Origin of the sequence: Nitrosomonas sp. (genome assembly GCF_019752095.1) — a bacterium.
Taxonomy (GTDB): domain Bacteria; phylum Pseudomonadota; class Gammaproteobacteria; order Burkholderiales; family Nitrosomonadaceae; genus Nitrosomonas.
Window position 1 is genome coordinate 1 of record NZ_JAIEMO010000033.1, and the last position, 15,688, is coordinate 15,688.

Annotated in this window: 11 protein-coding genes; 4 read left to right on the top strand and 7 right to left on the bottom strand. The window is 45.0% G+C overall.

What is annotated here, in order from left to right; genetic code table 11:
• Positions 1–357: 357 nt before the first annotated feature.
• The gene (locus K2Q13_RS09905) at positions 358–573 is read right to left on the bottom strand and encodes a C4-dicarboxylate ABC transporter (RefSeq protein ID WP_292920903.1); all 216 of its coding nucleotides are present in this window, start codon (positions 571–573) and stop codon (positions 358–360) included.
• Between the two features lie 501 nt (positions 574–1,074).
• Here K2Q13_RS09905 and K2Q13_RS09910 point away from each other — a divergent pair.
• On the top strand, positions 1,075–2,040 hold the full coding sequence (locus K2Q13_RS09910; protein WP_292920904.1) for a cadmium-containing carbonic anhydrase: 966 nt from the start codon (positions 1,075–1,077) through the stop codon (positions 2,038–2,040).
• Positions 2,041–2,222: 182 nt separating this feature from the next.
• Here the strand turns inward: K2Q13_RS09910 and nudB are convergent, their stop codons facing one another.
• The 3 genes from nudB to K2Q13_RS09925 form a co-directional block, all read right to left on the bottom strand.
• The gene (nudB, locus tag K2Q13_RS09915; protein WP_292920905.1) at positions 2,223–2,678 is read right to left on the bottom strand and encodes a dihydroneopterin triphosphate diphosphatase; all 456 of its coding nucleotides are present in this window, start codon (positions 2,676–2,678) and stop codon (positions 2,223–2,225) included.
• An 11-nt stretch (positions 2,679–2,689) separates the two neighbouring features.
• Entirely contained in the window at positions 2,690–4,477 is a 1,788-nt protein-coding gene (gene aspS / locus K2Q13_RS09920; protein ID WP_292920906.1) for an aspartate--tRNA ligase, read from the bottom strand.
• Positions 4,478–4,554: 77 nt separating this feature from the next.
• A complete protein-coding gene (locus K2Q13_RS09925; protein WP_292920907.1) occupies positions 4,555–4,890 on the bottom strand; it encodes a zinc ribbon domain-containing protein in 336 nt (111 codons plus the stop codon).
• A 304-nt stretch (positions 4,891–5,194) separates the two neighbouring features.
• On the opposite strand from K2Q13_RS09925, the gene K2Q13_RS09930 reads away from it, so the two are divergent.
• Positions 5,195–8,131, top strand: a complete 2,937-nt coding sequence (locus K2Q13_RS09930; protein ID WP_292920908.1) for an aconitate hydratase — start codon at positions 5,195–5,197, stop codon at positions 8,129–8,131.
• Between the two features lie 23 nt (positions 8,132–8,154).
• On the opposite strand, the gene K2Q13_RS09935 is transcribed toward K2Q13_RS09930, so the two are convergent.
• The 3 genes from K2Q13_RS09935 to guaB are packed head-to-tail and all read right to left on the bottom strand — an operon-like array spanning position 8,155 to position 13,658.
• Positions 8,155–10,629, bottom strand: coding sequence for a hypothetical protein (locus tag K2Q13_RS09935; protein WP_292920909.1), 2,475 nt, complete (start codon positions 10,627–10,629; stop codon positions 8,155–8,157).
• Positions 10,620–12,182, bottom strand: a complete 1,563-nt coding sequence (gene guaA, locus K2Q13_RS09940; RefSeq protein WP_292920910.1) for a glutamine-hydrolyzing GMP synthase — start codon at positions 12,180–12,182, stop codon at positions 10,620–10,622. Before guaA ends, K2Q13_RS09935 begins: the two co-directional genes overlap by 10 nt.
• 12 nt (positions 12,183–12,194) lie before the next feature.
• Positions 12,195–13,658: an IMP dehydrogenase gene (guaB, locus tag K2Q13_RS09945; RefSeq protein WP_292920911.1), complete on the bottom strand. Its 1,464-nt coding sequence runs from the start codon at positions 13,656–13,658 to the stop codon at positions 12,195–12,197.
• A gap of 171 nt (positions 13,659–13,829) precedes the next feature.
• On the opposite strand from guaB, the gene K2Q13_RS09950 reads away from it, so the two are divergent.
• Together K2Q13_RS09950 and K2Q13_RS09955 are read left to right on the top strand one after the other, a co-directional pair.
• Entirely contained in the window at positions 13,830–14,282 is a 453-nt protein-coding gene (locus tag K2Q13_RS09950; protein WP_292920912.1) for a DUF4124 domain-containing protein, read from the top strand.
• Positions 14,283–14,363: 81 nt separating this feature from the next.
• Positions 14,364–15,623: a hypothetical protein gene (locus K2Q13_RS09955; protein ID WP_292920913.1), complete on the top strand. Its 1,260-nt coding sequence runs from the start codon at positions 14,364–14,366 to the stop codon at positions 15,621–15,623.
• The last annotated feature ends 65 nt before the right edge of the window (positions 15,624–15,688 follow it).

Genomic DNA, 15,688 nt, shown 5'->3' on the forward strand with positions numbered 1-15,688 from the left:
AAAAAATACCCCAATATTCACAAAAAAATCAGAAATTGTAACGAATCTGAAAATTCGTTGAATTTTGCAAAGGTCTCTCATCATGATTTTTTGTGACCGTGCCACCGACCAATCGGACAACACCAACTTTAAACTCCGGAGCTATGGCACCAACAGCAATTATTTTATTTTTTATAGCTAAAGTTAAAGCACAGAAATTGCGATCAGATACCGTTATCGTAAGTTAGGGGTAGATACCAACTTGAATTACAAAAACTGTAAGGAAATTAGCTGATTATAAAAATGAGGGAAAAATACTCCGTGCAAGCCGGAGTATTTTGACATTTTGACTGGGACAAATAGTCAAAATATTGTGAATCAGCAATAACCAGGAAATTCGTTTAGATTTTCGTCTTGAGATAAACTGTAATTCATAGCAATAATCAGGTAAATGATATAAACCCCCGCTCCAAGAGCGATATCTGAACTAATCCAGAAAATTAGCGTGCTTGGAGGATAAAACATGGATAGCATACCAAAAATGGTTCCAATGACAAATAGTGTCGAAATTGTAAAAATTTTATTTGTTTCCATAAGTATCCCCAATATTAATAAATAAAAAATTCTATGCCTTAATACTTTACTTATGACGACATACTTCACAAAATATTTACATTTTATTCACATTAATTTCACGCCACTGGCACCGTGCATTTAACTTCCTGCACTATTAATAAACAACCCCGTGGCAAGACCACAAGGAATCGCAAGATCAACCCAATGTTTTTGCAAGAAAATTAGAAATCCAGCTCAAACCACCGCCATATTTAAATGCTTCTTATCAAAGAACTTGGAGAATCAGCAGAAAATATTATAAATTAACTGCTCCCAATGCAAAAATTGAACAATAACTATCTCTTACTTGAAAAAGTAGTGATAGAATTCCGACGTCAAGTCACTTAACCCTGTTTTAAACATGACATATCGGTCACGTGGCTTTGACGAGATTTGCCCTTTCCTCGCATTTCTTTGAATATGGCAAGTATGAAATAGAAATTATGATCAACTGACCAATTACTACAAAGGATATATAAAATGTTTGAAAGTTTAAAAAATCTGTTAAAACATTTTACAGGCAGTCAAGAATCAACTTCAGGCATCAGCACTCAGGATACAATCTCATCAGCCGCTGATGCAGGCCACACTCAATACATCACTCTGGGTCAATTCAATTTAGGTACAGGCTCCATTGGACCAGACAATCGCAATGATATTGATCAGAATATTTTAAATCAAATGTATCGCGCCATTGCATCAGGCTTGTTTAATGTTCCGGTAAACAACTCCATACCAGAAATATGTGTTGATGGCCGCACCAATAAAAACGGTTATCGTAAAAGCGCTCCTTGTGCAGCCGGAGGCACGTTAAGCATAGTGTACGGTGGCGATCTCGGAAGCAACTCAGCCGCCACTGACATCAACGAAGTACAGTTAACCACACAAACCATTAATAAACTTAAAGAAAAGGGACACCAAGCTGGGGTGCATGGAGATGATCATAGTGACTGCGGCTGCGGCGCATGCTCCAAAGCGCCGACGATTTATCAACATATTACAGAACGCATCAATGATCTTTCTTCACTGACAAATCAGCTGGGTATCAATATAACCGAATCAGAAAAAGAATCGATTGTTCAACAGGCCAAAAATCGTTTAAGTCAAGCGGGTTTCTTTGCGGAAAACAGAGCATCCGTAGTACAAGCAGCTCAGGATAGCGGTGCTGATTATGAAGAATTAGTAGGACAGCACAATGAATTAGGTATTGCATTAAATACGCGCGTTGGTACAACTGTGGATCGCTCTGCAATTCGCTCGAAATATGGACCGCAATACGACATGTTTGTAGTTGATGCGTGGACATTTGGCAATGCGGCAAAAGATATCAACTCAACCGGTAATGAAGCAGACGAACAACGCATCGCCAAAGCAATTACCTTGCAAAACGTAGCCACCGCCTCTGTTCTGGGCCATGGCTCTTTGCCCATTATCCCAATCGCATAACCTGCGCATTAAGATATTATCCAAGAGAAATTCTATCTCAAGACAAACAACCCCGTGGCAAAGCCACGGGTTGCGCAAATTGATACGACCGTGCTTTGCGCTTTATTATCCAATCAGAATCTATACACAAGCGATTATCAGAAATTACTGAAAGTTTTTTCTCTCGGAACAGGTATTGTGGATTAGGTGTCTACTTGAGCAAATTGCGCTCGCACTGGCAATTTAAGAATAGCCTCGGCATTACTGCTTGAAAATACTTTCTCGGCCGCTTGCTGCCATGGTAGCCAGATATAATTTAAATGTTCCTTGGCAGCGATCATAATCGGCGTTATGTCCGGCAAACACAAACCGAATACATGTTCAATATTGAATTTTACATCCGGCCCATAACGCCAGCGCCATTCTTGGTAAATTTCGTAGCAATTCTCAATCTGCCAATTAGTCAGAACATAATCGGTGGGATTTAATCCGGTTTCTTCGGACACTTCCCGCATTGCAGTCTGGAGCAGTGTTTCGCCAGAATCCTGGCTGCCTGTAACCGATTGCCAGAAACCAGGATGATCCGCACGCTCTAATAATAATACTTGCAAATCAAGTGTATGAATAACAACCAGAACAGAAACCGGAGTCTTATACATTGAAGCAACGGCTACCCACTACTTGATTTAGTTTCAACTTGGCGCAAGCGAATATTGAGCTCTCTTAATTGCTTTTCATCGACAGTGCTAGGTGCATGAGTCAACAGGCACTGCGCACGTTGGGTTTTAGGAAACGCAATGACATCGCGAATTGATTCTGATCCGGTCATCATGGCTAGAATACGATCCAATCCAAACGCGATGCCACCATGCGGTGGAGCGCCATACTGAAGCGCTTCTAACAAAAAGCCAAATTTTTCTTGGGCCTCTTGTTCGGAGATATTTAAAGCACGAAACACCTTGGACTGAATATCCTGGCGATGAATCCGCACTGAGCCACCACCAATCTCGGAACCATTCAGAACCATATCGTAGGCTTTGGATAGCGCCTGACCGGGATGGTTTTCGAGTAAATCCTCATGTCCATCAGCTGGTGACGTGAAAGGATGGTGCAATGCCTGCCAGCGATTTTCTTCCTCGTCGCGCTCGAACATGGGAAAATCAACCACCCATAAGGGTTTCCATCCGGATTCAGCATGACCATGTTGATGCCCAACTTTAATACGTAATGCGCCCAAAGACTCATTAACAATTTTGGTTTTGTCCGCACCGAAAAAAATCAAATCGCCATCTTGAGCCTTGGTACGGGCCAGAATAGTTTGAATCGTATCTTCCGGCAGGAATTTCAGAATCGGTGACTGCAGTCCTTCCACACCATCGGAGAGACGATTAATCTTAATATACGCCAAACCCTTAGCGCCGTAAATTGCAACAAACGCCGTATAATCATCAATTTCCTTGCGCGATAATGCACCACCCTTAGGCACCCGCAAAGCCGCCACCCGTCCATCCGCTTTTTCGGCAGCTTCACGGAATACCTTAAAAGAAACTTCTCTCATGATGTCGGTTAACTCAGTAAACTCTAGTGAAACGCGCAAATCTGGTTTATCAGAACCATATTTGAACATCGCTTCGGCGTAACTCAGCCGTGGAAATGGGTTGGGCAAATCCACATTACTCACATTCTTGAATAGTCCGCGCATCATCTCTTCCATCAAAGACATGATTTCATTCTCTGACAGAAATGAAGTTTCTATATCGATCTGGGTGAATTCTGGCTGCCGATCCGCGCGCAAATCTTCATCACGAAAACAACGAGTAATCTGATAATAGCGATCAAAACCAGACACCATCAGCAGTTGTTTGAATAATTGCGGTGATTGCGGCAAGGCAAAAAAATGACCGGCATTCACCCGTGACGGCACCAGATAATCCCGTGCACCTTCGGGCGTGGATTTAGTGAGCATCGGTGTCTCAATATCTAAGAAACCATGTTGATCCAGGAATACACGAACCGCCATAGCAACCTTATGACGTAAACGGAGATTCGATTGCATCGCCGGGCGGCGGAGATCCAGATAGCGGTGCTCCAGCCGCACAACTTCACTGATATTGTCATCATCCATCAAAAAAGGTGGTGTCAATGAAGTGTTCAATACCTCAATAGCTGCCACCAGAATCTCGATCTCCCCGCTGACCAAAGACGTGTTAATCGTTCCTTCAGGTCGTCTTCGCACCTTGCCAGTAATTTTCAGTACATATTCATTGCGTATTTTTTCTGCCGCCTGAAATGTTTCCACGTTATCGGGATCACATACAACTTGTACCAAACCTTCACGATCACGCAGATCAATGAATATCACCCCGCCGTGATCTCTGCGCCGGTGCACCCAACCAAAAAGAGTTACTGTTTGATCTAAATATTCGGTATTAATGGCGCCACAGTAGTTTGTACGCATAATTCTTTCAATGGTCTAAGTAAGGAGATTGATAATTTCTGGTTTATATCGCCGCAATATGGTGACACTCAGGTCAATCAATCAGCAGCTGCGGCAGTCTTCGTTGTCGGACTGCTCTCTTTTTTCGTAGCCGTATCCGCAGCTGCGGATGTTGCTAATGGAGTACTTGCGGTATTTTCTTTTGCAGCAGGCTCAGTCTTAGTCTTAGTCTTAGTATCTGCTGGTTTCGCCTTGTTCTTAAAATCAGTAACGTACCAACCGCTGCCCTTCAATTGAAATCCTGCAGCAGAAATCAGTTTTGTATAATTATTACTGCCACACACAGGGCATGCTGTAATGGGTGCATCGCTAATCTTTTGCAAATGTTCTTTCTCGGCGCCGCATGAATTGCAAAGATATTCATAAATAGGCATAGAGACCTCCAACAATTCAAAATTGAGAAACCGGGGATTATACCTTAACCTGTTTTATTTTAAGTGTGCAATCGCTACGGAACAAAAATTCACACCCACCGTAACATAATCCTATTTTCTCAATTGTTGTCAATGCGCGGCGTTGTGCGAAAATTGTCATAATGGAGATGAATTATGTTTCATTTACACCTACAGATAAGGAAAACATTCAGCCTATACGTGACTTTGTTGGATCAAAATTATATATTATGGTCAGAATTTTTTATTTATCTGCCCAGTCGCGCTTATCTTCAGGAACATTGCCATGAATCACAATTTATTCAACAGCCTGCATGAATTAAACCTTCCCCAAGGAAATCGCGCGAAATATTACTCACTCCCAGCATTGGAAAAAAACGGTGCCGGGAAAATTTCCCGCCTGCCGATTTCGATCCGCATTGTTCTGGAGTCTGTTTTACGCAATTATGACAATAAAAAAATCACCGAAGCGCATATCCGTCAATTGGCGAAATGGAAACCGGATGCCCCCAGGGTAGATGAAATACCGTTTATTGTTTCTCGCATTGTACTGCAAGATTTCACCGGGGTACCGTTGTTGGTAGATCTCGCCGCCATGCGTAGCGCGGCAGTCAAACTGGGAAAAGACCCTAAGCTAATCGAACCATTGGTACCAGTTGATCTGGTGGTGGATCATTCGATTCAGGTTGATCATTACGGCAACAAAGATGCGCTGAATTACAACATGGAAATTGAGTTTTCCCGCAACAACGAACGCTATCAGTTCATTAAGTGGGGCATGCAAGCATTTGACACTTTCAAGGTCATCCCGCCCGGAATCGGGATCGTGCATCAGGTCAATCTGGAATATCTTGCGCGCGGTGTACATCAAAAAAATGGGCTGATTTATCCAGATACCCTGGTCGGCACCGACTCGCATACTACGATGATCAACGGAATCGGCGTAGTCGGTTGGGGTGTCGGCGGTATCGAAGCAGAAGCCGGCATGCTAGGGCAGCCGGTTTATTTCCTCACGCCCGATGTAGTCGGCATGAATCTCACCGGTCAGTTACGCGAAGGCGTTACCGCAACCGATTTGGTGCTGACGATCACCGAAATGCTGCGCAAATCTAATGTGGTCGGCAAATTTGTTGAGTTTTTCGGCGCGGGGACTGCCTCGTTGACATTGCCCGACCGTGCCACCATTGCCAATATGGCACCCGAATATGGCGCTACGATGGGTTTTTTTCCGGTTGATGATGTCACCGTCGAATACTTTAAAGGCACGGGACGGAATGAAGAAGAAATCAAAGTATTCCAAAGTTATTTTCAAGCACAGCAAATGTATGGTATTCCCCGTCAAGGCGATATCGACTATAGCAGCGAGTTGACGCTTGATCTAAGTTCTGTTGCACCATCCCTAGCAGGCCCCAAACGACCACAGGATCGTATTGAACTGAGTGCGATCAAATCCAGATTTACTGAACTCTTCAGCAAACCCGCCAAAGAAAGCGGCTACGGCAAACAAGATCACGATCTCAATCAGCGTTACTTGACCCGCAGCAGCCGTGCTCAGGATCCCGAGGTATGCACACATATCGACGCCTGTGAACCAGATGATAGCCGGCTGTCGTCACCCGTTCCCGGTAACGCATTGAGAGAGGATAACGCACCAACAGCGCCCAACACGGCACCTGTCGAACGGCGAATGACCTCCCGCAACGTCGCCGAAATGACCAGCAATCGGCCAACACCCGATCCGATCGAATTATCTCCGCATAAATTGAACGGTTTCTCGATTGAATTAGGTCACGGCGATGTCTTGATTGCCGCCATCACATCCTGTACTAACACCTCCAACCCCAGCGTGCTGCTCGCCGCCGGATTACTGGCTAAAAAAGCCGTCGAGAAAGGATTATCGGTCAAACACCACATTAAAACCTCGCTTGCGCCGGGTTCACGCGTGGTTACCGATTATCTGACCGTTACCGGATTGCTGCCTTATCTGGAGCAATTGGGATTTAATCTAGTCGGCTATGGCTGCACCACCTGTATCGGCAATACCGGGCCTTTGGCAGAACCGATTGAGGAAACAATTGTGAAGAATGATCTGGTTTGTGCTGCGGTGCTATCGGGAAATCGCAATTTTGAAGCACGCATTCATTCGAATATCCACGCCAATTTTCTAGCATCTCCACCGCTCGTGGTTGCTTATGCCATCGCAGGATCGATGCTCAAAGATCTTACTACCGAACCAATCGGCATCGGAAAAAATAATCAACCGGTTTGGCTTAAAGATATCTGGCCCAGCAGCGCGGAAATTTATGCGCTGATGAAATTTGCCACGAATGCGGATACTTTCCGGCAACTCTACAGCAACCTCACCAAGAATCATGACCTGTGGAATAACGTCACCGCTATCACAGGACAAACCTACAACTGGCCACAATCCACTTACATTGCCGAACCGCCTTTCTTTGAGAATTTTTCGCTGCAACCAGCAGCCACCAGTGACAGCAACGATATCAAGAATGCCTTTGCACTGGGCGTATTCGGTAATTCCGTGACCACCGATCATATCAGCCCAGCTGGTTCAATTAAAGATACTTCTCCGGCTGGCCAATATCTGCTAAATCACAATATCACAAAGACAGACTTTAATAGCTATGGCGCCCGCCGCGGCAATCATGAAGTAATGATGCGCGGCACCTTTGCCAATGTACGCATCCGAAATCTGATGATCCCCGGCAGTGAAGGTGGTGTCACGCTCTATCAGGGCACAAACGGCGCTGCACCTGTGCAAATGAGCATTTATGATGCCGCAATGAAATATAGCACACAAGGCATTCCCACCGTTGTTTTCGGCGGCAAGGAATACGGCACTGGCTCAAGCCGCGACTGGGCCGCCAAAGGCACACAACTTCTGGGTGTCAAAGCGGTGATCGCCGCCAGTTTTGAACGCATTCACCGCAGCAACCTGATTGGCATGGGCGTCCTGCCGCTACAATTCAAGGAAGATAACAGCGTTGAAACGCTTGGAATCAAAGGTGATGAACAATTCGATATTTCAGGCCTGGATGATATTCAGCCACAAAAAGATGTCACGTTGGTAATACACAAGAAAGACGGTAGTAGCCAATCGGTGCAATTACTATGCCGTATCGATACTGCGATTGAGATCGATTATTACAAGCATGGTGGTATTTTGCCTTATGTACTGAGAGATTTGATGAACCAATCTTAAACGGAAGGATTAACGCAATTCCACTATTTTCTGGCCTGCAGGGTAAATACATCAACGAGGCAAATTTTTGTTTTACTGATGTCTTCTTCTGGTGTCTCTATCCCAATGACATAACCGGTTAATGTATCTTCGGTTAGTTTAATACGGATCATGTGGCGAAATTTCTCGGATTGGGCACCCCCGCCAGCTTCATTATTATGGCAATTAAATGCTAAAGATACCGCCAGATACCAGCCTAACCAAATGCAGCTAAATATCGCGCCTGACAAAGAAGCCATCAGCAAGCGTGACCCATCTACCGCGACAAGCTCACCTTGCATAATTGCAAAGAATGCGGCAATTCCAATCACAACCCAGGCAATCAAAAGTCCTTGGCCAATTTTCTTCTGAATATCAGATGAAAACTCACTAAAAAAATATGGATGTGCAGACAAGCGCCCAGCAATCAATGTTATTGCTATCGCAGCAGCGCAAATGATGAACCAGCTTATCCAATCGACATACAAGGCCAAATAAACCGGTATTGAGATTTGCAGTACAGCATGCCAAAAACCTATTGCCACAAACCTGCCTTTATTGGCTTTAGCCATTCCAAGCTTATCCGGTACAAAAAACGGAAATGCAGTTATACCTATAATCACTAGCGACCAAACGATAATTGCCAGCAGATCAAAACTCATGATCGATACCTGGTATATACCATAGTGCAGAAAACCAAAAGCAATATAAATGATTCCCATCACATTCAGCATCCATAAGGGGACAAAATCCAATAAGGTTTCACTTCTGATTTTGGATCGCTCGATTAAAATATCGTTGTAACGCCGACTAAGGCCAAATATCAGCAGTCCTGCCATACAAAACAAGCTAACCAATATGGCCGCCAAGAATGATGCAGGACTCGATTCTCTCGGTTCCATAATCAGAAACAATAAAGGAATAAGCCACAATACAATAGGCATAAGAAACGCCATCAGATACCTATTCCAAACATCCTGCGAATCGCTATATTTATTTTTCAATAGCTCCTGAAAATTCATTAACCGCCATACAACCAGAAAGGCAACAAATAGGACGATGTAAATCAAATCAAACCAATATAAACCAAGACTAGTATTTGTATCTGGAGTTGCCAGCGCCATCTGGATACGGGCCAGAAAATCCTGACCTCCCATAACCGGTCGTAACGCATCGGGAACAAACTGGAATAAAGACCACGTGCTTTGCGGTATGGTCACTGCAAAATAGGTTATGACAGCAACAATTGCACCGAATAACCAAGCATAGCCGCCAAGAAAAATTTGCCACGGATTGAGAACTCGCCGTGTCACCTCACGATGAGAATCTATCGCAACTGGATAAACCCTTTGCTTCTTAATTTCGCCTGCATCCGTATGACTTGGATGCAAAAAAGCACCACCACCGCCTGCCACCACGGAAGCATAATTGCCGGATTCGCCATGCTCATTAATATTGCCCCAATAACGCTCATAATGATGGACATCTCCTGAAATATCCAAACGGCATTTGTTTTGGCTCAGCCTTCCATCATGCAAGAAACTGGGCTCTAATCCCAACCGCAAAAACGATTCTGTCATAGCAGCATCGCTTGCTGCACGCTTTCCAAATACGGTGCTGGGTTCAGGTGTTGCGACAATTAATTTATCAGGAATTGCAGTGCGAAGCGTTGCTTGCACTTTCTCTTTTTTATTTTCATCAAATAAGCTGCCATCCTGGGTAAATTTATCACAAAATTGATTGACGAAGAAAGCCTGTTGACGCTTATCCATCTTGCCTTTTTGCGAATCAAGCCCCCACAGCATCCAGCCAAAAGGCAACTGCAGCGAAACATAACTTGATTTTTGTTCACGTCTAAAACCATGTAATCCGAGTTGAGGATCTTTAAGATCCTCTTGAGCACGAACAAGAGGATGAATATCTGGTGTAATTGGACTGCAGAATTGCCGGTTAAAACCATCTAACGCATCATAATAATCATGATTAGCAGGGATACCATAAATTGGGCGCTGCTCAACCTTTCTCCCGGTGGTGACAATATCCTCATAAGCCCAGTTAAAAGGTGTTTGAAAGCGCTCTTTCAAGGCAGCGATATCCGCCACATGATAAGCCGTATCCCCACCGACAAACAAAAATTCACCGCGCGGCAGTCGCTGATTAAATTCGCCAGTTTGACTTAATGAAACTTGCCCCTCTGCTGTCTTTCCATCCTCCTTAAGCCACAGCTCACTCAGGCACAAATAGGCAACATTATAGACCGCTCTAGAACCATCACCAGTATCCGCAATATAATCAAACCAGTATGAATCTTGTTCATCACTATTACAGTGTGGTGGTGTAATGGTTTCTGCAAACATCCAATCTCGGGAATCCTGCTTTTCGCCATTTAATACATAGTTCAGAGTACTCTCAAGGCTGGCCAGAAGCTCCCTGCCTGCCAGCCAGCTTACTGGTCGTTTGAATTTACGCTCTACTCCCATTCAATCGTCGCCGGCGGCTTCCCTGAAATATCATAAACGACGCGGTTGATACCGCGAATTTCATTGATAATACGATTAGAAACCTTGCTGAGTAACGAATACGGCAACTCCGCCCAGTTGGCGGTCATAAAATCCTGGGTTTGCACAGCTCGAAGCGCAATAACATATTCGTAAGTACGTCCATCCCCCATCACGCCAACGGATTTGACCGGCAGAAAGACCGCAAAGGCTTGCGAAGTTTTGTCATACCAACCGGAACGCTGCAGTTCTTCGATAAATATTTGATCGGCGTGTCTGAGCAGTTCGGCATATTCGTATTTGACTTCACCCAAAATACGCACGCCCAGCCCAGGGCCTGGGAACGGGTGACGAAACACCATTTCGCGCGGCAAACCCAATACCAATCCGAGCTCGCGCACTTCGTCTTTAAACAATTCCCGTAATGGCTCGAGCAGTTTGAGATGCAATGTATCCGGCAATCCGCCGACATTATGATGTGATTTGATCGTGTGCGCTTTCTTGGTTTTGCCACCGGCAGATTCGATCACATCGGGATAAATCGTGCCTTGCGCGAGCCACTTGGCATCGTTGATTTTTTCCGATTCACGTTGAAATACCTCGACAAATTCGCGTCCGATGATCTTGCGTTTGGCTTCCGGATCGCTAATGCCGGCAAGACTGCGATAGAAATCACGGCTGGCATCAACATGAATCACTTTAACCGCCAGATTAACCGCGAAAGTATCCTTTACCTGTCTGGCTTCATTGGCACGCAACAAACCATTGTCGACGAATACACAGGTCAATTGATCGCCAATGGCACGATGAATCAATGCCGCTGCTACCGATGAATCGACACCGCCGGACAACCCCAAAATGACCTGATCACTGCCAACGGTAGCACGTATTCTACTAATCGCTTCCTCGACATAGTCCGGCATGTTCCAGTCGCGCCCTAGGCCGCAAATATCGTGCACAAACCGGTCGATTATCGCTTTGCCTTGCAGCGTATGCGTGACTTCGGGATGAAATTGGATGCCGTAGAATCGACGCCTGTCGTCCGCCATGGCAGCAATAGGCGTAGCGGCGTTATACGCCATAATATCAAACCCTTGCGGTAATGCAATCACGGCATCACCATGACTCATCCAGACATCCAGAATGTTACTTCCACCCACGCTGGCGCGGTCTTTAATCTCCTGAAACAACGCACCACGCTGCGTCGTTTGAATTTCCGCATAACCAAATTCACGAACTGGGACATTTTCTACCGAACCGCCTAACTGTGCCGCCATGGCTTGCATGCCATAACAGATACCCAGCACCGGAACGCCCAATTCAAATACGATTTGCGGCGCACGCGGTGTTTCGTCTTCGATAACCGAAGCGGGACCACCGGAAAGAATAATGCCGTTAGGTGCAAAAGCCTTGATAAATTTCGCATCAACGTCATACGGATGCAATTCGCAATACACATTCGTTTCGCGAACACGACGGGCAATCAGTTGTGTGTATTGAGAACCAAAGTCCAGAATCAGGATTTTTTGATGCATTATGGTGTGTTGTTATTTGACGTGATAATTGGGCGCTTCTTTGGTAATCTGAACATCGTGCACATGCGATTCATGGATACCAGCTGAGGTAATTTCAACAAATTCTGCCTTGTCGTGCATTACCGCGATCGTTTTACACCCCAGATATCCCATGCTTGAGCGCACTCCTCCCATTAACTGATGAATAACCGCAGAAATGCTTCCTTTAAATGGAACGCGCCCTTCCACGCCTTCAGGAACCAGTTTGTCGTTATTTTTATGTTCCTGATCCTGGAAGTAACGATCGCTGGAGCCCTGCTGCATCGCCGAAAGCGAACCCATGCCGCGATAGCTTTTATAAGAGCGACCTTGAAACAATTCAATTTCGCCCGGTGCCTCAGCAGTTCCGGCAAACAATCCGCCGAGCATCACTGAATTTGCTCCAGCTGCCAGCGCTTTGGCAATATCACCCGAATAGCGAATACCGCCATCGGCAATCATCGGCACACCACACCCCTTCAATGCTTCGGATACGTTATGAATAGCGGTTATTTGCGGAATGCCAACCCCCGCGACAATACGCGTGGTACAAATAGAACCAGGACCGATACCCACTTTCACCGCATCCGCACCATGATCCGCCATCGCTCTGGCAGCCTCTGCTGTCGCCACATTTCCTCCAATTACCTGGATCGACGGCAAATTCTTTTTAACCCAGGCAATGCGATCTAGAACACTTTGCGAATGGCCATGCGCGGTATCAACCACAATCACATCGACACCGGCTTCTGCTAAGGCTAATGCACGTTCTTCACTGCCTTCTCCAACCCCTATGGCAGCACCAACGCGCAACTGCTCATCCTCATCCTTGCTGGCAAGCGGATATTCCGAAGTTTTGATAATGTCCTTAACCGTAATCAGCCCGCATAATTCAAATTTGTCATTGACAACTAAAACGCGTTCCAGGCGGTGTTTATGCAGCAATTCCAGCACGGCCTCGCGCGTCGTGTCTTCCTTGACTGTCACCAGGCGGTTTTTCGGTGTCATGATGTGCTTGATGGCCTGATCGAGATTGGTTTCAAAGCGTAGATCTCGATTGGTAACAATACCGACGACTTTCTTGCCCTTCACTACCGGCAATCCGGATATTTTGTGCCGGCGTATCAGTTCAAGCACTTCGCGCACGGTCATGTTTTGATGGATTGTGACAGGATCTTTGACTACACCGCTTTCAAACCGTTTGACTTGAGCCACATGCGCAGCCTGGGCTTCGATAGACATATTTTTGTGGATGATACCGATACCGCCTTCTTGCGCCAGAGCAATGGCCAGCGGCGCCTCCGTCACGGTATCCATAGCTGCCGATATGAGTGGAATATTCAAGCTAATGGTGCGTGTCAATTGTGTCGCCAAACTGACATCGCGCGGCAGAACCGTCGAATGGGCCGGAATCAAGAGAACATCATCAAAGGTGAGCGCTTTTTGAGTCAATTGCATAATGACAATCCTTTGCAAAGCGACATTATAGCTAAAATCCAACAGTTTTCGTGCCAATTCGGCCAAGAATACAGCATATTTCCAGTTAATATGTTTTAATGCACGAAATCTTTAGGTTGCCTAAATACGAGACCGATGTATTTCAGATCGATTATTTTTCTGGAGCATGCAATGAGAATTTTTGTATTGACTGTAATCGCCTTGCTATTTAGCACTTCCGTCAGTGCGCAAATTTACAAATGGGTGGATGAAACCGGCAAAATACATTACACCGATCAACCACCCCCTCCTGGTGTAAATACACAGCAGGGACAGCAGTTAAATATCAACACAGCGCCGGCTACCGGCAGCCACCAAGGCAATCAAGCAAACAATCCATCAGATGCACGGGATGAATTTGAAAAACGCAGAAAACAAAGGCAAGAAAACGAAGCCAAAGATCAGGCGCAAGCTGATGTAAACAAGAAAAAATGTACGGAAGCTCAGACTCAGCTTAGAATGTACGCCGATTCGCCCCGTTTAACGATTCCCGACGGTGCTGGTGGAATGGTCTATGTGGACGATGACCTGCGCCAAAGAAGAATTGATGACGCGAATAAAGCAATAGCTACATTCTGTAAATAATCAATATTCTTAAATTAAATGGTTGCAATTATTGGTAAATTAATTACCATCTTCCTTTTCTTTCTAACAGGTACTTCAGTTTTGGCTGAAGTACCTGTTTCATATTCTGAACTGGATAGTCATTCGTCTAGCCAGGTTCGTGTTTCCGAGCAAGAAAGTTCAAGACCTGGAATGCCATGGCAAATTCGACCTGGTGAAGATATATTGCAGATTGCACGTCTGATATATCCTGAAAATACCGCTGCACGGGATAATCTCGTCCACGCCATCATTCGAATTAACTCGAAACATTTTCCGGATGGCATTTATCAACCCATACTTGCTGGCACAACGCTCCATATTCCGGATTTAAGAACAATTAGCGCCTACGCAAAACCTGCGGCTCAATCACAACAAAGCAAATCCACAAAAAAACCGTCTGAATACAAGCTGCAAGAAACAACCATAGAATCAGCCAAATCCGAATCAGAAAATCATCAACTGACGCTCAATCTGGTTGCACAATTAGAACAAACTGCTGATAGCGAAGCCAATCAACTCAGTTTGCTCACCCAGCACATTGAGTCAATGGAAACACAGATTGCCGCAATCCAATCTTTATTGTTATCCGAAGCCGCGATGGCGCAAGAACAGCAAATTGAGAGCATTGCATTTATTATGGACGCTGAGATCGAGTCTCACATCGATCCAATGACACAACCCGAAGACAACACACAGCCGATAGATGGCGTTTTTGCCATCTCGGAAAACATCCTACACCCGATTGAAAATTCAGCAAATCCGGATGAATTCAATGCTGTTCCAATAGACCTGGATTTATTGTCGGATACCACTTTGCTTTTTGGAATTTTACTGACTTTACTGATCATTTTTATGATGCTACGCAATCATAAAAAGATGAAACAAAGACTTATGCCGTCCTCGGATGAATCATTTACAACTGCACGGCATCGCTATGCTGCAGTTTTACTACAACACACTGAAAAAATCGCCCAAACCGAAGAAAACTCCCCTGCACCGCCTGAACAGACGATGTCCGCAGCACGCGCATTAATCGAACAGGAAAAACCTGAGGCCGCTATTGAATTACTCCAAAAACAATTAGCGACTAATCAACATGATATATCCACATGGTTGATGCTATTCGAATTATTATACAAATCAAACAATAAACGGGATTTCAAAAAGAACGCCAGGCGTTTTAAACGAATGAAAACGTTTCCTGATATATGGCGGCAAATTCAAAGCCTAGGTTATCGACTCGAGCCCAACGAATCGCTTTATTTTGATGAGCAAAAGCGCAGAGAAAAGTTTTTTTCTGACACATCAGAAGCCAGTTAATAAGATTTTAACTAGCTGTATTTAATACAGTTATTGAAAAATGTGAAGCAGCTGATTAAGGCAAA